The organism is Methylopila sp. Yamaguchi (genome assembly GCF_002897035.1).
Lineage (GTDB): Bacteria > Pseudomonadota > Alphaproteobacteria > Rhizobiales > Methylopilaceae > Methylopila.
Genome location: NZ_BAUX01000004.1, coordinates 116688 through 139502, shown reverse-complemented (window position 1 = coordinate 139502; position 22815 = coordinate 116688). Strand labels below are relative to the sequence as shown.

Genomic DNA, 22815 nt, shown 5'->3' with positions numbered 1-22815 from the left:
CCGTTCGGGGAGCCCCCTTGCGCCGCCGCGCCCCGTCGGCCGCCTAGGGCGCCGGGCCGTTGCCCGCCCGGAAGCCGCTCCAGCGGTCGCCCCGGGTGCTCCAAAGGACGCCGCGGCCGGCCCAGTAGCCGATGGATCCAGGGCTCAGCAGCGGGCCGCGCACGAAGACGTTGCCGCGCAGGCCGGCGCCGAGCAACCGGCCTCTCCCCGACGGAACGCTGCGGAACAGACGCCCCGCCCAGATGAGCTTGAGGCCCGTCACCATGCCGTAAGGCGCGCCTAGGACGCGGTTACGCTCGAACACCGGCGCGATGACGTCGCCGCCGCGGCTGTCCCACAGGTCCGTCGCCAGACCGATGTGGGCGACGTCGCGGATGTCATTCCGCCGGAACACGTTTCCAACGCCGCCGAGCACATCGGGGTGGCTGTCGTAGCCGAAGGTCAGCCCGGTGTAGATCCCGTTGTTGACCGCGCGGATGCGGTTGCCTTCCACCAGCGTGAAGAACGGGGCGGACACGCTGTCCTGCGGCGTCCCCGAAGTCGCGGCCGCCATGACGCCATGGCGCATGCGCGAGATGTCGTTGTCGGCGACGACCATGTCGAAGCACAGGCCCCAGACGAGCACGGCGGTCGAGTTCGAGTCATGCGCTGCGTAGGTCTTCCGGCCCTGAAACCGGTTGCGGTAGACCACAGCCCGCTCGGCCACGGGAGTGACGTAAAACTGGCTGCTCGTCCGGTCGGGCTGCACCGTCCAAGGACGGTCGAAGGTCACCACGTGGCCCTCGATCGACAGAACGCGGCGCCGCTGCCCCGCCCCGCGGCCGGCCGCGATCACCACGTCGCCGCGGGTCGCTCCGGGCGCGGGCGAAAGTCGGGGGATCGTCACCGTGGTCGGCGACAGCGCGGAGGCGCGGCCGAGAAGGGCCACGCCGCCGAACTCGAAGATGATCTGTTCGCCCTTGTTGCAATCGACCGCCGCGCAGTCGCGCGGCGCGGCGTTGCGCGTCTCGTTGCCGCTGAAGTAGGCGTCGCGGACGCTGCCGAAGTGGCCCTGGGCCACGAACAGGCGGCCGATGCCCGACCCGTCGGCGCGCGAAGGATCGGCGTTGACGAGCAGGTTGCCGATGAGCGCGAGCCCTCGCCCGCCCCAGCTGGTGACCGCGGCCTCGGCGTCGCTGGTCATGCGGAAGACGTTGCCGGTCGCGAAGACCTGCTCGCTCACCCCAAGGAAGCTGCCGGCGCCGGTGATCTCGTTGCGGTCGATCACGAGGGCGCGGGCGGTGATCCGCAACGTCTCGCCGCCCCAGGAGTTGAGACGGGAGTCGGCGATGCGGATCCGCGCGCCGCCGAGCGCGATCAGCGCGCGATCCTGCGCCGACACCCGCCGATCAGCGTCGATCGTGAGGGCCTCGAACGCGACGTCGCGAACATCGCCGCCCGCATAGAGGAAGCCCTGGGCGTCGAGCCGCGCCGCAAGCCTGAGCGCGGTCGCGTCTCGCCCCACGCCGAGCCAGCGGACGCCGGAGGGCGCGCGGAAGCTTCGCCGCGAGAGGTAAACGCCCCGCCCGAACCGCAAGGTGCTCGGCGCCGCCCGCTCCGCAGCATCGAGCGCCGCCTCGATCGCGGCGCCGTCGTCGCTGGCGCCGTCGCCGCGGGCTCCGAAGTCCGCCACATCGACCACGGTCCGCGCGTGTTTTGACCAGACCGGCGCGGCTCGGATCTTCAACGTCAGAGGGCCGCTCCAGCCCAGCCGGCCGCCGCGGCCATTGTGCGCCCAGACCTCATAGGAGCCGGGCGGCAGCGCCGGCGTCCGAACCTCGACGCGGTAGGGATTGGCGGTCACAATTGGCAAGAACCGACCGTCGTTGGCGGCGGTCTTCAGGTAAATCGCCGCGCGCGAGCCGTCGGGATCGGAGAGGTTGCGGCCGTACACGGCGAACCGCTCGCCGGCCGCCGCGGCGTCGGGACCAAGCCACCAGGTCTCCGTGCGGTTGATCGCGAAGGCCGGCCCATAGCCCTTCGCGGAACGCGCGCGCAGCAGGTGCATCGCTCCGACCGGGAGCGAGGATGGCAGCGCGAGCGTCGCCGCCGCCGGCCCCACATAGTCGGGCGCGAGGCGGACGACGGCGCCGGCCCGACCCCTCGCCTGGCTGAAGACCTCGAAAACCGTGCCGGCGGCGAAGTCGGATCCGGCAAGCGTCACCGTCTCGCCGGGGCCGGCGGTCCGCAGGCCGTCGCCGATCGCAGGGCCGCTCCCGCCCTCAAGCGCGAATGGCGGATTGTAGGGGTCGGCGCCCGGCGGAAGCAGCGGAGGCGGGCGAGGCGCGACGGCGGCCTGCCCGGTTCCCTCCCCCACGACCTGAAGGGCTGCGACCACCGCGGCGAAGGCGAGACCCATGACCAGGCCCGCGCCGCAGAGTTTCCCCAGAGCGCGGCTAGGCATGCTCCATCGCGGCCGCGAACGCCGGCTCTCGCGCCTCCCCAAGACGGCGCTCCCAGGCGAGCGCGCTTGCGACGATGCTGTCGAGATCGTCGTGCTGGGCCACCCAGCCGAGGATCTCGCGGATCCGCGAAGGGTCGGCGACCAGCGCCGCCGGATCGCCGGCCCGCCGCGCCGCGGGCCGCACAGGGAAATCCACGCCGGACGCGCGCTTTACCGCGTCGATCACCTCACGGACCGACGCGCCGCGCCCATAGCCGCAGTTCGCCACGAGGTTTTCGCCGCCCTCATCGAGATGTTGGAGCGCGAGCATGTGGGCCTGAACAAGGTCCGAGACGTGGACGTAGTCGCGCACGCAGGTGCCGTCCCGCGTCGGATAGTCGTCGCCGAAGCAATCGAGCCCCCAGCGAAGGCCGACGGCCGCCTGCGCCGCGAGCTTGATCAGGTGGGTCGCCCGGGCGCCGGACTGGCCGGCCCGGCCGAGAGGATCGGCGCCGGCGACGTTGAAGTAACGCAGCACCGCGTAGCGCAGGCCGTAGGCCGCGCCGGCGTCCGCGAGCATGCGTTCCGTCATCAGCTTCGAAGCGCCGTAGGGCGAGACCGGGGTCAGGGGCGCGTCCTCCCCAAGCGGCTCCGAGGAGGCCTCGCCGTAGACGGCGGCGGTCGAGGAGAACACGAAGTTCCGCACGCCCGCCGCCACTGCTGCGCCGATCAGTTCCCGCGAGCGGACGGTGTTGTTGAGGTAGTAGGCCAGCGGGTCGGCGACCGAGTCCGGAACGACGATCGAACCCGCGAAGTGCACGATCGCGCTGACGCGGTAGGTCCGGGCGATCGACGTCACCAGGTCGGCGTCGCCGACGCATCCCCGCACCAGGGGCACGCCCGCCGGCACGGCCTCGGCGAGCCCGGTGGACAGGTCGTCCAGCACGACGACCGGGCGTCCGGCGTCGCGCAGCGCGAGGATCATGTGGCTGCCGATGTAGCCGGCGCCGCCGGTGACGAGGACGGTTGACGATTTCATGGGTGCTCCCGCGCCCGCGCCGGTGGGCCTCCTCGCGAGGCCGCGGACGTCGCCGATCACGCTAGCGGCGTGTCCTCCCCGCGCGCCTCCGCTCTTCGGCGTGCGCGGCCGGCGTTCGTCGCCGAACGGCGTAGATGCGGCGCCCGCTTTTGCGCCGAAGCTCGCGCCTTCCGGCGGCCGTCCATCTGCATTCTGCGCCTTTCGGACAGGGGCGCCGCCCCTTGGTCAGGCTCCCAGCGCGGAGCGAATCCGGCGCGCCGCCGCGCGGGACCGCACCTCGACGCGTCCGATACCGCGCAACACGTGGAACCGCGCGCGCTCGAACTCCTCCCGCCGCAGCCACTGATCGTAGCGCTCGGCGATCTCGCCGCTGAGGGCCTCGACCCAGAGCTCGGCGATCCGCTCGCGGGTGAAAGCGCGCCCCCGGGCCACGCCGTTGGCGACGAAGCGGCGGTAGTCCTGGGGCCGTCGCCTCAGCCGGTCGACCGCGGCCACCGCGTCCTCCAGCCTTTCGACGCGAATGTAGTCCATGCCCGGCGTTCCGACCTGCGCATAGGCGGAATCGAAGCCCCCGATGAAGGGCGCCTCGGCGAGCCAGGCGTTGACGAGCTTGCTGGGGGGCTTGCCGGGATAGGTCCGGCGATCGAAGCTGCGGACGCCGATCAGCACGTCGATCTCGCTCACGTCGTTCCAGGCGCTGGCGTGGGGAACCACGAAGTCGACGCCGACGCCCTCGAAGGCCCGCCGCCATTCGCGCTCGTTGAGGGCCAGGTTGCCGTTGAAGGTCTGCCCGACGTAGGCGACGCGCTCGACGCCCCGGCGCTCAGGGTTGCGCCTCTTCAGCCGAGGTTGGGGCCAGAGGGGCAGGTAGGTCGCGCCGGCGCCCGCCTGCAGCCGGTTTTGTACGAGATGATGATGCGCCCAGCGCCGAGCCGGGAAATCCGCGCGCGCGCAGACGACGAAAGCGTCGGCCGAGCCGCCGATGCGGGCGAGATGCGCCGAATGCACGACGTTGATCGCGTCCCGGCGCAGGACGTTGGAGCATCGCACGGTGAGCTGGCCTTGCTCCGCCAGGATCAGGTAGCTCTGCAGGCACCAGCAGAGATCGCCGTGCGACGAGATGCCGGCGGCGAGGTCCGGCGTCCGCTCGAAGCAGTCGCCCATCGAGCTGACGGCCCGCAAGCGCGCCATCTGCGCCGAGGACCTGTCGACGACAAAATTGATCGCCGGCGTCATAGGCGGGTCACGGCCCCTTCGCCGACTGCTGCGGAACGAGCCCCGCTCGCAGCGCCAGCCGGCGCAAGCCGTCGTTGATGACGCTTGCGATCTTCCGGTCCAGCCGTTCGTGTCGGAACAGCTGGCCGACGGGGGGCAGCAGGCGCATCCGCGGGCGGAGCGCGAAGCCGAAGCCGAGCACGTCGCGGCCGATCGCCATGTCGCCCCGGCAGCATCGAGCGACGCCCGTCCAGTAGGCGGCCTCCGCGAGCCGACGCCGCGCCAGGGCATGGTGCCGCCGGGCGTTCGGGATGCGAGGTCCGTGATGCTTGAACAGCGTGTCGAAGGCGAGCGCGCGCTGTTCGTAGTCGACGAGAATCCGCGCGTAGTAGGCGCGCGACATGTTGGAGCCGTGCAGGCGGTAGACCGCCTGCGTCAACGGCGTATCAGCGACGTCGCCATAGGCCGCGAGCCGCATCCACATCTCCATGTCGCCGGCGTGAGGCAAGTTTCGGTCGTAGCCGCCGACCCTCTTCTGAACCGAGGTGCGGACGATCGCCGCCGGCGTCGGGACCAGGTTTCTGACCTTTTCGCAATGCTCTTGGATGAACGCCTCGCCCGATCTCACGCGCCACTGGGGCGGCGCGTCCGGGTCCGAGAATGTCGGCTCGGGATCGTCCTCGTGCAGGTCGACGCTCCTGCCGTAGGTGAGCGCCACCTTGGGGTGGGCGTCCATGACGGCGGCCGCCCGCGCCAGCGCGCCCGGGGCGAGGAAGTCGTCCGCCGACAGCAAGAGCAGGTAGGGGGCGGTCGCCCAGGCGATGCCCTCGTCGTAGGTCGCGAGCGCGCCCCGGTTCCGTTCGTGGACGATCACCTCGATGCGGGGATCGCCCGCGGCCAGCGCGCGCGCCGCTTCGGCGGAATCGTCCGGCGAGGCGTCGTCGATGATGAGCATGCGGACGTCGCGCAGCGACTGCGCCTGTACGCTCTCGATGCAGTCCTTGAGGTAATGGCCGTAGCGATAGCAAGGGATTGCGATGTCGACGACGGCCATGGCGTTGACGTGTCCCGCTCTCTGGCCGCCCGCGATGGGCGTTCCGGCGCGAGGAAGGCTAGCCGCGGGCGCGCGGCTGTCGCCACGCGCCCCTTCGGCGGAGGCGGGGCCTCCAAAGCGGTAGTCCGCACGCCCCCGTCACGCCGTGGTCGGCTTGAAGACGACGTCGACCCAGTAATTTGTCTTCGAGAAGGTTTGGGTCGGGAAGGTTCCGCTCGGGCCGTATTGGTAGACGCCGTTCGCCGCGCCCGGGGCGTCGGCCGGGGCCGTCAGCGAGCCGCTGACGCGCGCCGTTGCGAAGTAGTTGGCGTCGGCCGAGTAGAAGCCGGCCGTGTGGTAGGACGCGACGTAAGTCGTTCCCGCCGTGATCGTTATCGGGGTCGCGAACAGGACCGTCTGCCAACCGCTCCCGGTCTCCGACGTGAAGGTGACCATGGCGAGTTGCGCGCCCGCCGCGCTCCACAGCCGGCCTTCGTGAGGGCCGACGTTGCTGGGCCCTTTGTAGAAGCGGATGCCGGTGATGGCGCCCGCGACGCTCGCCCGGAAGCGCACGCCGAGCTCGACCGGCGTCGTGTCGTTCTCCGTGACGACCGCGGGCGTCGCCGTATCCGGAAACAGCGTCTCGCCGTCGATCGGAGGCGCGGGCGGCCCCGCCGCGAAGGTGAGGTCGACCCAATAGTTGGTCCCGTCGAAGGAGGAGTCGGGGAACGTTCCCGCAGGTCCATAGGCGAAGACGCCGTTCAAGGCGGCGGGCGCGCTCGCTGGCGCCGTCAGATTTCCTCGCACCCGGGGGACGCCGAAGTAGCCGGGATCGGCCGAGTAGAACGCGTCCGTGTGGTAGGAGACGACGTAAGGCGTCCCAGCCGTCACATCGATGGGCGTGGCGAACAGCACCTGCTGCCAGCCGCGCAGGGTTTCATTGGCGAAGGTGGCCGAGCCGAGCGACGCGCCGGCGGCCGTCCAGAGCCGCGCCGTGTGGACGCCGACGTTGAGATCTCCCTTGTAGAAGCGGACGCCCGTGACCTTCCCGGACACCGCCGGCACGAACCGCAAGCCGAGCTCGACCGGGGTCGTGTCTTCGACAAAAGGGTTTGTCGGCGCGTCGGCGTAGGTCCAGAGACTCTCCGTCGTCGGCGCGAGGACCGTAAGCGTGCGGCCGGCCGACGGCGTCTCGGTGTTGCAACTGTCGTCGGTGGCCCGCGAGCGGATGACGTAGCTTCCCGGCGCCTGAGCGTTCCAGGCGAAGGTCCAGGACGCGCGGCCGCTCGCCTTGTTCCAGGTGACGCCGTTGTCCATCGACACCTCGACCCCCGCCACCACGCCGCCCACGTCGGACGCCGTGCCCCGCACGACGACGCGCTGGCCTTCCCGCGCGCGCGCCCCGACGGCCGGCGACGTGATCGTCGAGACGGGCGGCGTTACGTCGCTGGACGCAGGGGTCACGACGACGTCAGCCTGCGGCGTGGCGGGCTGGACCCCCATGTCGGCCAGCAGGTTCACCGTCGCCTGCTGCACGTTGAGATCGACGGGCGTCGCTTCGTTGTCGTGGTTGGAGTCGAGACCCCAGGCCCAGTAGACGGTCCCCGCCCCGAACACGAGCCCCCCGCCGTTCGGCGCGCGGTAGAGCGTCAGGCTGTGGGTGGCGGTCGCCGCGCCGATGGTCGAGCCGTAGTCGCGCAGGTAGGTCGTGACGTTGCGTGCGGTCTGCGACAGGTCGATCAGGCCGCCCGGCCGAAAGCCGTTGTCGCGGTCCTCGTCCCATTCATAACCGAGGTAGTTCTTCACCAGCGACCCGGTCTGCCCGGACGGCAAGCCGGCGAAGCTGGTGTTGCGCCAGAACCGGAAGCGGGAGTGCTCGTAGGGAACCTTGATCGTGTCGAGCCGATAGCTGTCGACCTGGAAGATCGTGCCGGTCAGCGCATTTTCCGGCCGTCCGCCGTCGGAGGGCGGCGAGAACCGGGGGTCCCGCCATGTGCCCGTCCAAGTCGGCGACGGGTCGATCTTGGCGTTGGCGCGGCTCTCTTTGTAGCAGACGAGCGTACGGTAGGGCGTCGCCGGGCCGGCCACGCTCGATTCCCAGCGGGTCTTCCAATAGCACTCGTTGCCGCTGAAGAAGGCGAGGTTCACCCCGGCGTCGCGCGCCGCCTCGACATTGGCGCGCTGCGGTCCGGACCAGTACTCGTCATGGCCGACCGACAGGAAGATCTTGTGGAGCAGGATCTCGCCGCCGCGCCGGTCGCTGTCGACGCCGGTGGAGTAGGAGACGTCATAGCCATTGCGCTCGAGCCAACGGATCATCGGGTATTCGACGCCGAAAATCCAATCCTGCGGCCCGCTCTGGAAGTCGTAGCCGCGGGTGTTGTAGGGCCGGTTGTAGCTCACCTTATAGGCGCGGAAGGCCGGCAGATCGCCGCCATAGAGGCTGTATCCGCCCCAGGAGTTGTAGGCGCACCAGGTGGTGTCGGAGGTCTGGAACAACAGGTCGCTCGCCACGCCGTCGTCGCGCACGACGAAGGGGATGTGGTTGACGCCGGGCGTGGCGTCCTGCCGGACGAGCTTGGCGATGTAGAGCCCCGTCACCTCGGCGGACGGCACGGTCCAGGTGGCCGACACCGCCCAGTTGCCGCAGTCCACGAGGCCGATGGTCGGATCTCCGCCGGGGTTCGGCTGGATCTGCGCGGTCGCGAGCTGGCGCTGGATGGCGGTCACCTTCCGCGCGCCATTTCCGCCGTAGTAGCCGAGACGGTAGATGTCGATCCGGTAGTTGAGCGAGTTCGTCCGGATCTTGAAGCTTACCGTCTGCCCGCGGTTGACGCTGATATCGGTCGCGAAGCCGACGATGTTGTCGTCGCCGATCCCGTCGATCATCCATTCGCTGGGCGGGTTCCCGAGCTTGGCGTTCTCGACCGTGATCTTGTTGCTCGCCGCCTGAAGCGCGTCGGCGCCGGCCGCCATGCGCAGCGCGGCCTCATAATCGATGAATGCTCTGGACGTGAGGTTGCTTTCGGAACCAGCCCGCATCGTCGCCCCCCACAGCCGCCCCCGGCCGCATGATGTTGATGGATATGAAGTTATTGAGCCCCGTTCCGAAGTATTTTTCGGATCGAAGTACCCGCAAAGATTGGCTTGAGGGGTAGGCGCTCCGCGGCCTCTCGCCCAAAAGACGTAGTGTGGCTTCGAAAGCCGTAGCCCGCGGTCGCAAGCCTCCGAATGGCCAGGGGCGGAGGTAGCCCCGCGACGTCGCCGCCGGACTGGAGGCTCCGCAAGGCGTAGGGTTCCTTTCTGCGCTTCGTCCATCGGCCCCGTTGCGGGGGCCGCCGACGGGCCGCCTAGATCCGCCTCGGTTCAACCGGGGCGATGCGATGAGCGGCGTGATTCCGACGCCAGTCGATGTTGCAATTCTCTGCCAAGGAATGGCGGACGTGGAGGGCTGCGCGGCGAGCGTCCGGGCGCAACGGCTCGGCGGGCTGCGCATAATGATCGTCGGCGACCGCCCGGAAAACGACCGGATTGCGCGCGACCTCGCGGCCTCGCGTCCGGACGTCGTCGCCCTCCCCCACGACGACGCCTCCGCGGTACGGCGCTGGGCGACCGCGGCGCAGGCGCCGTTCCTGCTCACGCTTTCAGCGGGCCACAGGCTCGTCGCCGGCGCCGTCGACGCGGCGCTCGCTCTGATGGCGTCACGCCCCGATGTCGTCGCCGGCTTCAGCCGATGCGCCGAGGCGGACGAGGCCGCGCCTCCCGCCATCGACGCCTGGCGCGTCGGCGACGGCCTCTCCGCGATCCGCCGGATGTGCGGAGCCGCGGGCGCGCCTCTTGGTGACGGGCCGGTGGTCATTCGCGCGCCGCGCGCCGCGCCCTTTGGGCGGCTCGGAGACGATGGCGCGCGGCTGGGCGCCTGGCTGCGGCTCAGCCTTCGGGGAGCGATCGCAGAATGTGCTGCGCCGCTCGCGGTCCGAACGTCCGCCGGCTTTGTCGACGAGGGCGCCCTGCTGCGCAGCCTGGACGCCCGACGCGAGGCGTTCGCCACGTTTTTTCGGACGGACGGGCGACGATTGGCCGACGCCGCGGCGCTCGCCCGGCTCGCGAACCTCCGGCTGGCGCAGCAGGCCTATTGGGCGGCCTGCGCCGAACGGGCGCGCGGCAACTCGACCGCGAGCGGCGACCTGCTGCGGTTCGCCCGCCGGCTGGCCCCGGCGGCCGGCCCCCGCGCCTGGGGGGCGCTCGACGCCGGAAGACCGCCGCCCGCGCCGGAGGCTGGTCGGCTCAAGGCGTTCTGCCGGAGACTTGCGCTCGAGGTGTTTCCTTGAGCGGGACCGGTCCGGGTCGCCGCGCCACGGTCGTCCGGCGCATCGCGCTTGCGGTCTCGGCCATGTGGATGTCGCGGCTGGTGGCCATCGCGCTCGGCCTCGTGCTGATGCCCGCGCTGTTCAAGAACTTACCCAAGGCGGAGCTCGGCGTGTGGCTGCTGCTCAGCCAAAGCGGCGTCATGCTGCTCATGCTCGATCTCGGGCTGACCTCGACGCTCACCCGCCGCTTCGCCTTCCGACGGGGCGAGGCGACCGGTGGGCCGGAGGAGCCGCTCACCGCGGCGCACGCGCACGCCTTCGCCGGTCTGATCGCGACCGGACGCGTGCTCTACCGGGGGATAGCCGCAAGCGTCGGTCTGCTCGCCTGGGGCGGCGGCCTGCTGTTCATCGCGACGCTCCCGCTCGACGAGGCGCTCCGCCGCGAGGCTGAAATCGCCTGGACGATCATCTGCGTCAGCCAGTCGATCGCCCTGTCGAACGGCCTCTGGACCTCGGTCATCGCCGGCCTCGGCCACGTGGCGCCGATCGCGCTGCTCTCCACCGGCATGACGAGCCTCACCCTCCTCGCTCAAACCGCGATGGTGTGGGCGGGCGGCGGGCTCGTTGCGCTCGCCGCCATCGGGGCCGTCGGCAACGTCGTCTTCCGCGTCGCCGCGATCGTCTACCTCCGGCGCAACGAGCCCGCGGTGAGCGCCGACAGCGGGACCTGGAGCCGGGCCGAGGCGGAGACGCTGCTCTCGCCCTCGCTGAAGTACTTTCTGACCGAGATCGGCGCGATCCTGCTGACGCGCACCGACCAGTACTTCATCGCCGGCTATCTCAACCCCGAAAGCATTCCGGCGTACTTCGCCTCCTACACGCTCGCCTTCAACGCCGCGCTGATCGCGATCGCGATCGGCGACGCGGCGAACATCTACGTCTCTCAGCTTTGGCGCACGACCGCGCGCGACCGCGTCGCGCCGCTCGTGTTGAAGAGCATGCGTATCGGCATGGGATTGATGGCGCTCGCGACCGCGCTGCTGCTGTTCGCCGGCGACGCCATCATCGCCGCCTGGCTCGGCGTGGGCCACTACGCCGGTCTGCCGCTGATGGCCACGTTCTGCGCGATGCTGCTGGTCTACACCCAGCAGAGCCTGCTGTTCGGTTTCTCGCGCGCCACCGAGAACGAGATCTACGCCGCAATCTACCTCGCGGCGGGCGCGCTTAACGTCGCGCTCAGCTTCGTGCTCGCTCCCGCTCTTGGCCTCGTTGGCGTCGCGCTCGCGACGTTGCTCGCCCAGCTCGCGACAACAGGCTGGCAAATTCCCGCGACGGCGCTCCGCCGGCTCGACATCCCGTGGCGGGTCTACGTCGCGCAGGTCCTCGCGCCCGTCCTCGGGTTGTTCCTCGCGGCGGCGGCCTCGATGGCGGCGGCTGCCGCCTCGACGGCGCATGTCGGGCCCCTGCCGCGCGCGCTCGCCTGCGCCGGCGTCGGCGGTCTGGTGGCCCTCCTCGGCTTCTGGACGCTGGTTCTCGACCACAACCTCCGCGCCATGGCGCTCGGGCGAGCGCGGCGCGCCTTCGGGCGCCGGCTCGTGACCGACGCTTGAGGTAGCCGGGCTCTCCCCGCCTACCTCCTTCGCGGTTCTCCCCCTCTCCGCGGCCTCAAAGGCGGAGGTCCGCTCGGCTGAAATCATAGCTCCCGGCGCCGTTCGCGCGCCGTCTAGCGTTCGGGCGACCACGGCGGTCCGCCGCCCGACGACAGGCGACGCGACTGCGCGCCCCGGACCGACGGGATGGGATTCCATGACCTCGTACGCTCCCCAACTGCTGAACGCCTTCCTCCTGACGGTCGTGCTCGTGGCGACGCTGCGGGCGGCGGCGGTCCCGCTCGGATTGGTCGACCGCCCGGACGAACGGAAGCGCCACGTGGGCCAAGTGCCCCTGGTCGGCGGCCTCGCGATGTTCCCGGCCTTCGTCGTGGCCTCGCTCTCCCTGGCGCCGGACCTCAGGGTTCCGTGGAACGCCTTCGCGGGCTTCGCGGCCTTCGTCGCCATCGGCGCGGCCGACGACCGCTTCAGCCTGCGGGCGGCGCCCCGTCTTCTGATGCAGTTCGGGGCGGCGGCGCTGGCGGTCGCGCCCGCAGGCGTCTTAGTGGAGCGCCTTGGCGGCGTCTCCGACGCCGGGCTCGTCCTTGGCGCGTTCGCCCTCCCCTTCACGCTGGTCTTCGTCGTCGGGCTCGCCAACGCGTTCAACATGGCCGACGGGCTGGACGGGCTCGCAGGCGGCGTCGCCGCGGGCGCGCTGTTCTGGCTGGCGATCACCGCCATGGCGCTCGAGCGCACGGCCGCCGCGATCCCGCTCCTGCCCCTGCTGTTTTCGGTGCTCGGCTTCCTCGTGTTCAACCTGCGCCACCGCTGGCGCGCCCGGGCGTCCGTGTTCATGGGCGACGCCGGCAGCCTGCTGCTCGGCGCGGGCGTCGCCTATTTCGTGGCGACCTTCGCCAGCGGGGAAGGCCGTGTCGCGCCGTTCGCCGCGCTGCTATGGACCTGCGCCCTGCCCATCGTCGAGACGCTCAGCCTCATCGTTCGCCGCATCGTCGCGCGGCGAAGCCCGATGGCGGCGGACCGTCGCCATCTGCACCACATCCTGGTCGACGGCGGCGTCCCGGCGGCCCGCGCGACGGCGCTGATCGTCGGCGTGTCGCTGATCCTTGGGGCCGTCGGCTTCATCGGAGCCGTCGCGCAGATCGACGACGCCGCGCTGCTGGCCGGCTTGGCGGCCGTCGGCGTCGCGCACTCCCTGTTCGTCGCCTACGCCCCCAGCCGCCTCCCGGCTTGGCTCGTCAGGCCCGCGCGCGGCGACGCGGCGCTGCCCTCCCGCACCCCCGCGAACCAGCAGGGCGCATGACGCATGCGCCAGACCCATCTCGAAAGGGCTATCGGAATGATCCCCGTCTCCGTCGTCATCCCGACGCGCAACGAAGCGGCGAACCTCGCCTACTGCCTCGAGGCCCTGCGCGGCTTCGACCAGGTCGTCGTCGCCGACAGCGCGAGCTCTGACGCGACGGTCGCGATCGCCGAGCGCTACGGGGCCTCCGTTGTGCCTTTCAACTGGAACCGAGCGTACCCGAAGAAGAAGGAGTGGTCGCTCCAGCATCCGATCGTCCGCAACGACTGGGTCCTGATGTTGGACGCGGACGAGATCGTCTCTCCGGAGCTCGTCGACGAGATCGCGGCGCTGATCGCCAAGGGCCCGCCCTGCGCCGCCTACTTCATCGAAGGGCGCTTCGTGTTCCTGGGCAAAGCGCTCCGCTTCGGCCACCGCAACTGCAAGATCATGCTGGTCGATCGCCGGAAGACCCGGTTCCCCCATCCCGACGATCTCGACGTGCCCGGCGGCTGGGAGGTCGAGGGCCACTACCAGCCGCTGATCGACGGCCGGATCGGCCGCATGCGCTCCTCGCTGCTGCACTGGGACCGGAAGCCCGCCGCCGCCTACTTCGGACGCCACGATCTCTACGCCGACTGGGAGGCGCGCCTCGCCGAACGCGGCGTTTTGGCCAAACTTGCCGAGAACGAGAGCTGGACGCGGCGTGCCCTCAAGACCGCCTTCCGCGTCACGCCCTGCCGCTGGCTGGCGGCTTTCCTGCATTCCTATGTGTTCAAGCTCGGCGTCCTAGACGGCGCGGCGGGCTTCCACTTCGCAATGGCCCGGGCCTTCTACTACTGGCAGATCGCCCTGCGCCGTCGCACGCTCGTCGCCGACGCCCGCAACGCGGGCGAGGCGCGGAACGTCGGGGACGCGCCGATCGCGCCTCTTCCCGTCGCCGGCCGGGAAGGCTGAGGGACGATGGGGCGCCCCCTCCCCAGGGCCTTGCTCCACGCTCCGACCGCTTTCACGGCCGTGCTGGCCGGGCCGTCGCGATGATCTGGGCGGAACGCGCGACCACCGCCCTGGTCGCCGCGGCGGCTTGCGCCGCAGGCGCGCTCTCAGCCGCGGGCTATGTGCTGCAAACACCGGACGCCCCAGGTCCCGCCGACGTCATCGTGGTGCTTGGAGGCTTCGGGCCGCCGCGCGCGGAACGAGCCGCGCGCCTCTTCGCCGACGGAGGCGCGCAACGGATCCTCGTGGCCGGGGCCGGCGATTGCGAAGCGATCCGGGAGATGTTGATCGCCCGCGGCGCGCCGCCCGGCGCCGTCGAGACGGAATGCGCATCGCGTTCGACTCTCGGCAACGCGAAGCAAGCGGCTCCGCTGCTGGCAGGCGCGCGGTCGGCGATCCTCGTCACGCACTGGTATCACCAGCGCCGCGCGCTGGCGTGTTTCCGCGCGACCGCGCCCTCCATCGTCTTCGCCGGGGCGTCGGTCCGTCGCGAGCTGCCGCGCTGGCGGCTCGGCTGGACCGGAGAGCCCGGGGCGGTGCTGGCCGAATACGCCAAGATCGCGTGGTATGCGCTGCGCTACGGCATTGTGGCCTGGAGCGCTCCCCGGGGGGGCGCGCCGTGACCTGGATGCTAGTGGCGATCCTGGCCGCTCTTTGTCTCGGCCTGCTGGTCGACGGCTTGGTCCGACGCGGCGGCGTCTACGAGTTTCCGTTTCTCGCCGCCGCCATGTCGACCGCCTTCGTGCTCCCGCAACTGCCCGGACTGGTGGACGGCCCCTTCCTGCCGGACGGCGGGTTCGCAGCAGCCGTGGTGTTCACCGTCGCCTGCCTCGGGGCGGCGCCGCTGGGATGGCGCCTGGCGCGTCGCCCGCTCCTGCGCCAAAGCGTTCCGCTCGACGAAACCCGCCTGCTGCTCGCCGCCGCGGGGCTGTCGGCGGCGGGCGCAGGGTTTTACGTCGCGGTCGGACGGCTCCCGCCCGAGGAGACGGTGTCGGTCGCGATCAGCGGCTTCCCGGTGGTGCTGCTGTTCTTCTCCAAGATGCTGGTCTACGGCTTCGCGATCGCGGTTCTCTGCGCCGCCCGCCGCCCTTCGCTGCCGGCCCTCGCGATCGCGCTCGCGGACTCGGCGCTCTACCTCGACCGCGTCTACGTAACGGGCAAACGCGGCGAGGCCTTCGAGTTCGTCCTGCTGATCGCTCTCGCCGTCTGGTTCCAGCGGCGGCGCGCCCTGCCCCGCGCCGCCGTCGCGGTGGCGCTCGTGCTCGGCATGACCGCGCTCGGCAGCACCGAGGATTACCGCAAGATGACCCGGCGGGGCGAGACGCCAGGGATCGCCGAGATCGCTTCGATCGACTTCATCGGCAACTTCAAGACCCTGCTCGCGGACGGCGGTTATGAGTTCCAGAACGCCGTGATGCGGATCGACCTCACGTCCCGCAACCAGGCGTTCGACTACGGGCTGTTTCACTGGAACGAGCTCGTCATGACCTTCGTCCCGTCGCAGCTTGTGGGCGAGGCGCTGAAGCGCTCGCTGATCGTCAACGTGTCCGGAGCTTCCGACCGCTTCTACGAGGCCAAGTTCGGGACCACCGACACCGGAATGGCGGACGCCTTCGGCTCGTTCTGGTGGTTCGGCGCCCTGAAGTTCTTCGCCGTAGGGTGGATCATGCGCCGCATCTACCTCAGCGCCATGGCGGGGGACGCCGCGAGCCAGCTGATCTACATGCTGAGCGCGCTGCCTGCGATGCACATCTTCTCGCACCACACCAACTGGATCGTGGCCGCCTGGGTGCAGATGGCGTTGTTCGTCGGGCCTGCTCTCGTCTTCGCGGCGCGCCGTCGGCCGCGCGGCGCGACCGCGGCGGCCTGAGATGGCCGACATCCCCCCGCCCCCACCCGGCCCCGCCTCATTCCGCGCGCTCAACCGGCCGACGTTCGGTCGTCGCCAAAGGCTCGCCCGTCTGGCGTGGCGCGCCTTGTGGCTCGTGGCGGCGCGATGGACGCCGCCGCCGCTGTTCGCCTGGCGCGCCGCCGTGCTTCGGTGGTGCGGAGCCCGCGTCGCCCCGGGGGCGCGCGTCTACCCCAGCGTCTCGATCTGGTGGCCGCCGAACCTCGCCATGGGCGCTCACGCGTCCCTTGGGCCGGGCGTCATCTGCTACGACGTGGCGCCGATCACGATCGAGCCCTACGCCATCGTCTCGCAACGGGCCCATCTGTGCGCCGGCGGCCACGACATCGACGACCCGGCCTTCCCGCTGGTCGCCCGTCCCATCGTCATCGGCCGGGGGGCCTGGATCGCGGCGGAGGCCTTCGTCGCCCCCGGCGTCGTGGCGGGCGAAGGCGCCGTGCTCGGCGCCCGCGCGGTCGCCACGCGCGATCTCGCGCCGTGGACGGTCTACGCCGGCAACCCCGCGACCGCCCGCCGCCAGCGCCGTCGCGATGGGGCCGTCCAACCCGGTCGGCCGAGCGCGGCGGCGGCCGAGTAAGCGCTGCGGCCCGGTAAACCTTTGGAGGTAGCGCCTCGCATGGGGTCATGACCAAGGCGGTAAGCGTTCAAGCTTCGAAGTGCGGTTGTATCCCTCTTTTCATGATCTATCCCTGGATGAAACCCACTCGTAGCTTGCCCTCACAACTTCACAAGCGCGTTATCGGGGACGTTTCATGTGCCTGAAAAATGTAACGATGGGAGAAGGCACAGTCGTGTACCATCCCGATCTCGTAAACCTCTATGACTGTTCGATCGGATCCCGCACCAGGGTCGGTCCTTTCGTCGAAATTCAAAAAAATGTCGAGATCGGATCTTCCTGCAAGATTTCGTCGCACTCTTTTATTTGTGAGGGTGTGACGATCGAAGATCAGGTGATGATCGCCCACGGGGTGATGTTCACCAATGGCCTGTACCCGGAAGCGACCAACGGCGACGGGTCGATGCAGCAGGACGGCGACTGGGAGCTGTCGACCACCCTCGTGCGCAGCGGCGCGTCGATCGGCTCCAACGCCACGATTGTGGCCGGCGTCACGATCGGCCTTGGCGCGCTGGTGGGCGCGGGCGCGGTGGTGACGCGGGACGTGCCGGACTTCGCGATCGTGATCGGCGTTCCCGCCCGGGTCGTCGGCGACGTCCGCGACCGCGCCGAGCGCTCCCGGATCATGCGCTCCCACCGTGGACCTGCGGCCGCGAACGAGAGTGCGCAGTCATGATCGGCGTCGGGGTCGTAGGCTACGGCTACTGGGGTCCGAACCTTGCGCGCGTCATCGGGGAAACCGACGGCTGCCGGCTCGCCGCCATCGCGGACGCCTCTCCTGCCGCCGCGGCGCGCGCCGCCAAGCGGCATGCCTCGGCGGCGATCATGAGCGATTGGCGCGCCCTGGTGGCGCGCGCGGACGTGGACGCGGTCGTCGTGGCGACGCCCGTGCACACGCACTTCGACATCGCCCTCGAAGCGCTGCGCGCGGGCAAGCATGTGCTCGTCGAAAAGCCGATGACCCAGACCGCGCGGCAGGCGGAAATTCTCATCGACGCGGCCGCCCGCCGCGGCCTCGCCCTGATGGTCGACCACACCTTCGTCTACACGCCGGAGGTGCAGAAGATCAAGAGCATCGTCGAGAGCGGCGACGCTGGGGAGATTTTTTACTACGACTCGACGCGCATAAACCTTGGCATGTTCCAGTCCGACGTGAACGTAATCTGGGATCTCGCCGTCCACGACCTCGCCATCCTCGACAGCCTGTTCGGCCTGACGCCGCTCGCGGTCTCGGCCAGCGGCGCCGGCCACATCCTCGGATCGCCCGAGAACCTCGCCCACGTCACCATCTTCTTCGAGGGCGCCATGACGGCGCACCTCAACGTCAACTGGCTCGCGCCGGTCAAGGTGCGGCAGACCTTCATCACCGGCAGCCGGAAGATGATCGTCTACGACGATCTGCAACCGAGCGAAAAGGTAAAGGTCTACGACCGCGGCGTGACCTCGGACGGCGAGCAGGACGACGCCTATCAGCGCCGCGTCTCCTACCGCGTCGGCGACATGTGGGCGCCGCACGTGCCGATCCGCGAGGCGCTCCGGACGGAATTCGATCATTTCCGCGACTGCATCCTAACCGGCTCGACGCCGCTGACCGACGGCCAGAGCGGGCTCGCGGTGGTGCGCATGCTGGAGAGCGCGACGCTGTCCATGCGCCAGCGCGGCCATCCGATCGAGCTCGAACTCGGAGAGGTGGCGTGATGATCCCGCTTATGGACATGACGGCGCAGTACGCGCCGCTCGCCGCGGAGATCGAAGCGGCCGTTCTCGGCGTGCTGCGCAGCGGCCGCTACGTCCTGGGACCCGAGGTCGAGGCCTTTGAGGCCGACTTCGCCGCGTTTTGCGGGGTCCAACACGCCGTCGCTGTCGACACCGGGACCTCGGCGCTGCACCTCGCGCTGCTCGCGGCGGGGATCGAACCCGGCGACGAGGTGATCACGACCCCGGCAACCTTCGTCGCAACCGTCGCCGCCGTGCTCTACGCGCGGGCCGTTCCGGTGTTCGTGGACATCGATCCGGTCACCTGGACGATCGACCCCGCCCGGATCGAGGCGGCGATCACGCCCAGGACGAAGGCTGTGCTGCCGGTGCATCTGCATGGACGGCTCGCGGACATGGCGGCGATCCGACTGATCGCGGAGCGCCATGGCCTGATCGTCATCGAGGACGCGGCGCAGGCGCACGGCGCGGAGCGGGACGGCGTGCGGGCCGGCGCGTTCGGCGACATCGGCTGCTTCAGCTTCTACCCCGGCAAGAACCTTGGCGCCTGCGGCGAGGGCGGCGCCGTCGTCACGCGTCGTCCGGAGCTCGCGGACGCCGTCCGCTGTCTCCGCGACTGGGGCCAGGAGGGGCGCTACAACCATGTCCGGCCCGGCTTCAATCACCGCATGCACGCGCTTCAAGGCGCGGCGCTCGGCGTGAAGCTCAGGCGGCTCGAGGGCTGGACGGAGGCCCGACGCGCCTTGGCCCGGCGCTACGACGCCGGCCTGGCGGGTCTCGGGATCGGCCTGCCCGCGCCGAGCGACGGCGCGGACCACGCCTACCATGTCTACGCGATCCGGACCTCGGAGCGGGAGGGCATGCAGCGCGCGCTTGCAGACGCCGGCGTCGGCACAGGCATCCACTACCCGCGACCGGTCCACCTTCAGCCCGCCTACGCCTCGCTTGGGCATAGGGAGGGCGACTTCCCGCACGCGGAAGCTCTCGCGCGGGAGACGCTGTCGCTTCCGATCTTTCCCGAACTCAGCCCCGCCCAGATCGAGCATGTCTGCCGGTCGGTCGCGGAGGCGTCCTGCGACGTCCGGGCGGCCGCCGAATGACCGCAGCGCCACGCCTCGCAGGCGACCCTCATGGAGATGCGCGCATGCTCGATCCTCATGGCGTTCTGAACGGCAAACGGGTCCTCGTCACCGGCGGGGCGGGCTTCGTGGGGTCCCACATCGTGCGCCTGCTGGCCGGCCTCGGCGCGAGCGAGATCGTGGTCGTCGACAACATGTGCCGCGGACGGCCGGGGAATCTCGCAGGCCTGCTCGACGACCCGCGAGTGAGCCTGGTCAGGGGCGACATCCGCGACCGCGCGCTGATGGGCAGGCTGATGGAAGGCGCCGACACCGTCTTTCATCAGGCGGCGCTCCGGATCACGCAATGCGCCGTCGAGCCTCGCGCGGCGCTTCAGGTGATGGTGGACGCGACCTTCGATCTGATCGAGCTCGCGCTCTCCGCGGGAGTCCGCAAGATCGTCATGGCGTCCTCGGCCTCGGTCTACGGCCACGCCACAACGTTCCCGACCGCGGAGGACCATCACGGCTACGACAACCGGACGCTCTACGGGGCGGCGAAGATGTTCGCCGAGGGCATGCTGCGCGCGTTCGCCGACACGAACGCGCTGAACTACGTCGCGCTGCGCTACTTCAATGTCTACGGCCCCGGCATGGACATCCACGGCCGCTACACCGAAGTGCTGATCCGGTGGATGGAGCGGATCGAGGCCGGCGAGCCGCCGATCATATTCGGAGACGGCCTACAGACGATGGACATGCTTCATGTCCATGACGCGGCGCGCGCGAACATCCTCGCGGCCGTCGCCGACGCCTCGGACGTGGCCCTCAACGTCGGCAGCGGGACCGAGACCTCTCTGCTCGAGCTTGCGACCCGGCTCGCTGAGGTCATGGGGCGGCCCAGCCTGAAGCCGACCCACGGCCCGGAGCGCGGCGTCAATCCCGTGCCCCGACGGCTGGCGGATGTGTCCCGCGCCCGAGACCTCATTGGCTTCGAAACGCGGACGCCGCTCGCCGACGGGCTTGCGGGCCTCGTCGCTTGGTGGCGCGCCGAAAACGGCGCGCTGGGCGCGCAGGGAGCGGCGGAATGATACCGATCACACGCCCGGTGCTGGGCGGCGCCGAAACCATCGCCGCCACGCGCGTCATCCGCTCCGGCTGGATCACGCAGGGTCCGGAGGTGGCCGCGTTCGAGGCCGAGTTCGCCGCGCGCGTCGGCGCGGCCCATGCCTGCGCGGTGGCGAACTGCACGGTCGCCCTGCACTTGGCGCTTCTCGTTCTGGGGACCGGCCCCGGAGACGAGGTCATCCTGCCTAGCCACACTTACATCGCCTGCGCGAACGCCGTCCGGCACTGCGGGGCGACGCCGGTGTTCGTCGACGTGGAGCCCGGGGGGTTCAATATCGACCCCGAAGCCATAGCCGAGGCGATCACGCCGCGGACCTGCGCGATCATGTGCGTGCACCAGATCGGCATGCCCTGCGATCTCGCCCGCATCCTGCCCATGGCGCGTGCGCTGGGCATACCGGTGATCGAGGACGCCGCCTGCGCGATCGGATCCCGGATCGAGGTCGACGGTCGCTGGGAGGAGATCGGCAAGCCGCACGGAGACATCGCCTGTTTCTCCTTCCATCCCCGCAAAATCCTGACCGTCGGCGACGGCGGGATGATCACGACCGCGAACCCGGATTGGGATCACAGGCTCCGGTTGCTCAGACAGCACGGGATGAGCGTGCCGGACACGGTGCGCCATGCGAGCCCGCTGCCGATCGTCGAGAGTTATCCGGTGGTCGGCTACAACTACCGCATGACCGACATCCAGGCCGCGATCGGCCGGGCCCAGCTGAAGCGGCTCGACGACATCGTCGCAAGCCGACGGTCGCTCGCCGCCCGCTACCGCGTGCTGCTGCGGGACATCGCCGTCGAGTGCCCCGAGGAACCCGCTTGGGCGCAGTCGAATTGGCAGAGTTATTGCGTGCGCCTTCCCCGCGACGCGTCCGTCTACGACGTGATGGCGCAGATGCTGCTCGACGGCGTCGCGACGCGGCGCGGCGTCATGTGCATCCACCAGGAGGCCGCCTATGCCGACGCGCCCACGCCGCATCGGCTGTTCTTCTCGGAGCGCGCGCGCGAGGAGTGCATCCTGCTGCCGCTGTTTCCGCGCATGTCCGAAAGGATGCAGCGGCGGGTCGCGCTGACGCTCGACGCCGCGATCGCGAAGACCCGTCGCTCGACCGCGAAGGCCTTCGTGGCGCCTCCGGCGACCCTGCGGGGACTGGCCATTTGATCTTGCTCTCGACCAACTCTTCGGCGGAGGAGCCGGGGATGCCGCTCAACGGAAGCTCGGATCTTCCGGGGCTGATGACGCCTCCCCCGCGGCTGCGGCCCGGCTTCGCCCCCGGGCGCTTGATCCAGCTCGCGCGTGAGCGAATTGCGCGCCTCGACCTCGATCTTGGCGGGCTCACCGTGCTTACGGAGGCAGCGACGGGCGTCTACGGCGTCACGCCGATCATCGCGGCGATGGCGGGGGCGCGGCGCGTCTACGCGGTGGCGCGCGACAATCGCTATGGCGCCTGCGTCGACGCGATCCGGTGGTGCGAGCGGCTTGGTGTGCTTGCGGGCGTCGCGCAGAGGGTCGCCGTCCTCGAACGCCTGCCGGAGGCGCTGCTCGGGGAGGTCGACATCGTGACGAACAGCGGCAATCTTCGCCCTATCCAGGCCGCGACGATCGACGCTTTGCCCCAGCGTGCGGTCATCGCCCTGATGTTCGAAGCCTGGGAGTTCCGCGAGGCCGACATCGACCTCGCCGCCTGCCGTCGGCGCGGCATCCCGCTCGTTGGGGTCAACGAGCGGCACAGCGACGTCGACGTTTTCAGCTACCTAGGACCACTTGCGGTCCGCCTCATGCACGATGCCGGCGTGCCGGTCTACGGCAGCAAGGTCGCGCTGCTCTGCGACAACGATTTCGCGCTCTATGTCGCCGCGGGACTGATCGGCCAAGGCGCGCAGGTGACCGAGGCCCGCTCGGCCTCCGGCTTGAGAGGCGAGGGCTACGACGCCGTGCTCGTGGCGCTCAAGCCTTCGGAGACGGCCGACCGCATCGACGCCCAGGACGCAGCGCATCTAAGCTCGATCGCGCCGCACGCCATCGTCATTCAACTCTGGGGGGACATGGACCGCGTCGCGCTCTCGCGGCACGCCCTCGCCGTGTGGCCTGCGGAGGCGCCGTCGCTGGGGCATATGGCGATTCTACTGTCCGACATCGGCCCCGACCCGGTGGTGCGCCTGCAGGCCGGCGGCCTGAAAGCGGCGGAGATCACCTTTCGCCGAACGACCGCCGATCGGCCGGGTCTCGCTGAAGCCGTGTGATCCGGCCTAACGAACGCCGTTGCCGTTTGACAACATACGTTTGACAATTCACGCAGTGCGCTTGGAGATCGTGAGCGCATGTGAAGTCGCTCCCGCGCCAGTTACGTCTGCCAACACGTCCTCGAGAAGCTCAAATTTATTTAGTTCAAGGCTACATCGGTTTCGTTCAATACGGATATCGACGAGTTGCATATGAATAGCTGCGCGCAATCCGCCAATATGTCTGTCTATGACATTCTGCAT

18 protein-coding genes are annotated in these 22815 nt (G+C 70.1%); 13 read left to right on the top strand and 5 right to left on the bottom strand.

Annotation, left to right across the window (positions count from 1 at the left end):
* Positions 1-43: 43 nt before the first annotated feature.
* From METY_RS06420 to METY_RS06400, 5 genes are all read right to left on the bottom strand, one after another.
* On the bottom strand, positions 44-2443 hold the full coding sequence (locus tag METY_RS06420; protein WP_146035667.1) for a glycosyl hydrolase family 28-related protein: 2400 nt from the start codon (positions 2441-2443) through the stop codon (positions 44-46).
* On the bottom strand, positions 2436-3461 hold the full coding sequence (gene galE / locus METY_RS06415) for a UDP-glucose 4-epimerase GalE (protein ID WP_103120559.1): 1026 nt from the start codon (positions 3459-3461) through the stop codon (positions 2436-2438). The genes METY_RS06420 and galE overlap by 8 nt, the downstream gene beginning before the upstream one ends.
* Positions 3462-3686: 225 nt before the next feature.
* A complete protein-coding gene (locus METY_RS06410) occupies positions 3687-4697 on the bottom strand; it encodes a hypothetical protein (protein ID WP_103120558.1) in 1011 nt (336 codons plus the stop codon).
* A gap of 7 nt (positions 4698-4704) precedes the next feature.
* The gene (locus METY_RS06405; protein ID WP_103120557.1) at positions 4705-5730 is read right to left on the bottom strand and encodes a glycosyltransferase; all 1026 of its coding nucleotides are present in this window, start codon (positions 5728-5730) and stop codon (positions 4705-4707) included.
* Positions 5731-5868: 138 nt separating this feature from the next.
* On the bottom strand, positions 5869-8685 hold the full coding sequence (locus METY_RS06400; RefSeq protein WP_244593542.1) for a N,N-dimethylformamidase beta subunit family domain-containing protein: 2817 nt from the start codon (positions 8683-8685) through the stop codon (positions 5869-5871).
* A 467-nt stretch (positions 8686-9152) separates the two neighbouring features.
* On the opposite strand from METY_RS06400, the gene METY_RS06395 reads away from it, so the two are divergent.
* The 13 genes from METY_RS06395 (at position 9153) to METY_RS06335 (ending at position 22572) form a co-directional block, all read left to right on the top strand.
* Positions 9153-10040: a hypothetical protein gene (locus METY_RS06395; protein WP_146035666.1), complete on the top strand. Its 888-nt coding sequence runs from the start codon at positions 9153-9155 to the stop codon at positions 10038-10040.
* Positions 10037-11629: a lipopolysaccharide biosynthesis protein gene (locus tag METY_RS06390; protein ID WP_103120554.1), complete on the top strand. Its 1593-nt coding sequence runs from the start codon at positions 10037-10039 to the stop codon at positions 11627-11629. Before METY_RS06395 ends, METY_RS06390 begins: the two co-directional genes overlap by 4 nt.
* A 196-nt stretch (positions 11630-11825) precedes the next feature.
* Entirely contained in the window at positions 11826-12929 is a 1104-nt protein-coding gene (locus tag METY_RS06385; RefSeq protein WP_103120553.1) for an MraY family glycosyltransferase, read from the top strand.
* Positions 12930-12965: 36 nt separating this feature from the next.
* On the top strand, positions 12966-13865 hold the full coding sequence (locus tag METY_RS06380) for a glycosyltransferase family 2 protein (protein ID WP_103120696.1): 900 nt from the start codon (positions 12966-12968) through the stop codon (positions 13863-13865).
* 80 nt (positions 13866-13945) lie between these two features.
* On the top strand, positions 13946-14527 hold the full coding sequence (locus tag METY_RS06375) for a YdcF family protein (protein WP_103120552.1): 582 nt from the start codon (positions 13946-13948) through the stop codon (positions 14525-14527).
* The gene (locus METY_RS06370; RefSeq protein WP_103120551.1) at positions 14524-15774 is read left to right on the top strand and encodes a hypothetical protein; all 1251 of its coding nucleotides are present in this window, start codon (positions 14524-14526) and stop codon (positions 15772-15774) included. Before METY_RS06375 ends, METY_RS06370 begins: the two co-directional genes overlap by 4 nt.
* Position 15775: 1 nt before the next feature.
* Positions 15776-16390 (top strand): putative colanic acid biosynthesis acetyltransferase, encoded by a 615-nt coding sequence (locus METY_RS06365; RefSeq protein WP_103120550.1) that lies wholly within the window; start codon positions 15776-15778, stop codon positions 16388-16390.
* 175 nt (positions 16391-16565) lie between these two features.
* Positions 16566-17105, top strand: coding sequence for an acyltransferase (locus METY_RS06360; protein WP_103120549.1), 540 nt, complete (start codon positions 16566-16568; stop codon positions 17103-17105).
* Positions 17102-18127 carry a Gfo/Idh/MocA family protein gene (locus METY_RS06355; protein WP_103120548.1) on the top strand — a complete coding sequence of 342 codons (1026 nt, stop codon included), beginning with the start codon at positions 17102-17104 and terminating at the stop codon, positions 18125-18127. Before METY_RS06360 ends, METY_RS06355 begins: the two co-directional genes overlap by 4 nt.
* Complete coding sequence (locus tag METY_RS06350; RefSeq protein ID WP_103120547.1) at positions 18127-19245, top strand: DegT/DnrJ/EryC1/StrS family aminotransferase; 1119 nt, start codon at positions 18127-18129, stop codon at positions 19243-19245. Before METY_RS06355 ends, METY_RS06350 begins: the two co-directional genes overlap by 1 nt.
* A 44-nt stretch (positions 19246-19289) precedes the next feature.
* Positions 19290-20294 carry an NAD-dependent epimerase/dehydratase family protein gene (locus METY_RS06345; protein WP_103120546.1) on the top strand — a complete coding sequence of 335 codons (1005 nt, stop codon included), beginning with the start codon at positions 19290-19292 and terminating at the stop codon, positions 20292-20294.
* Positions 20291-21490 carry a DegT/DnrJ/EryC1/StrS family aminotransferase gene (locus METY_RS06340; RefSeq protein ID WP_103120545.1) on the top strand — a complete coding sequence of 400 codons (1200 nt, stop codon included), beginning with the start codon at positions 20291-20293 and terminating at the stop codon, positions 21488-21490. Before METY_RS06345 ends, METY_RS06340 begins: the two co-directional genes overlap by 4 nt.
* Positions 21491-21528: 38 nt before the next feature.
* Positions 21529-22572, top strand: a complete 1044-nt coding sequence (locus tag METY_RS06335; protein ID WP_103120544.1) for a hypothetical protein — start codon at positions 21529-21531, stop codon at positions 22570-22572.
* The last annotated feature ends 243 nt before the right edge of the window (positions 22573-22815 follow it).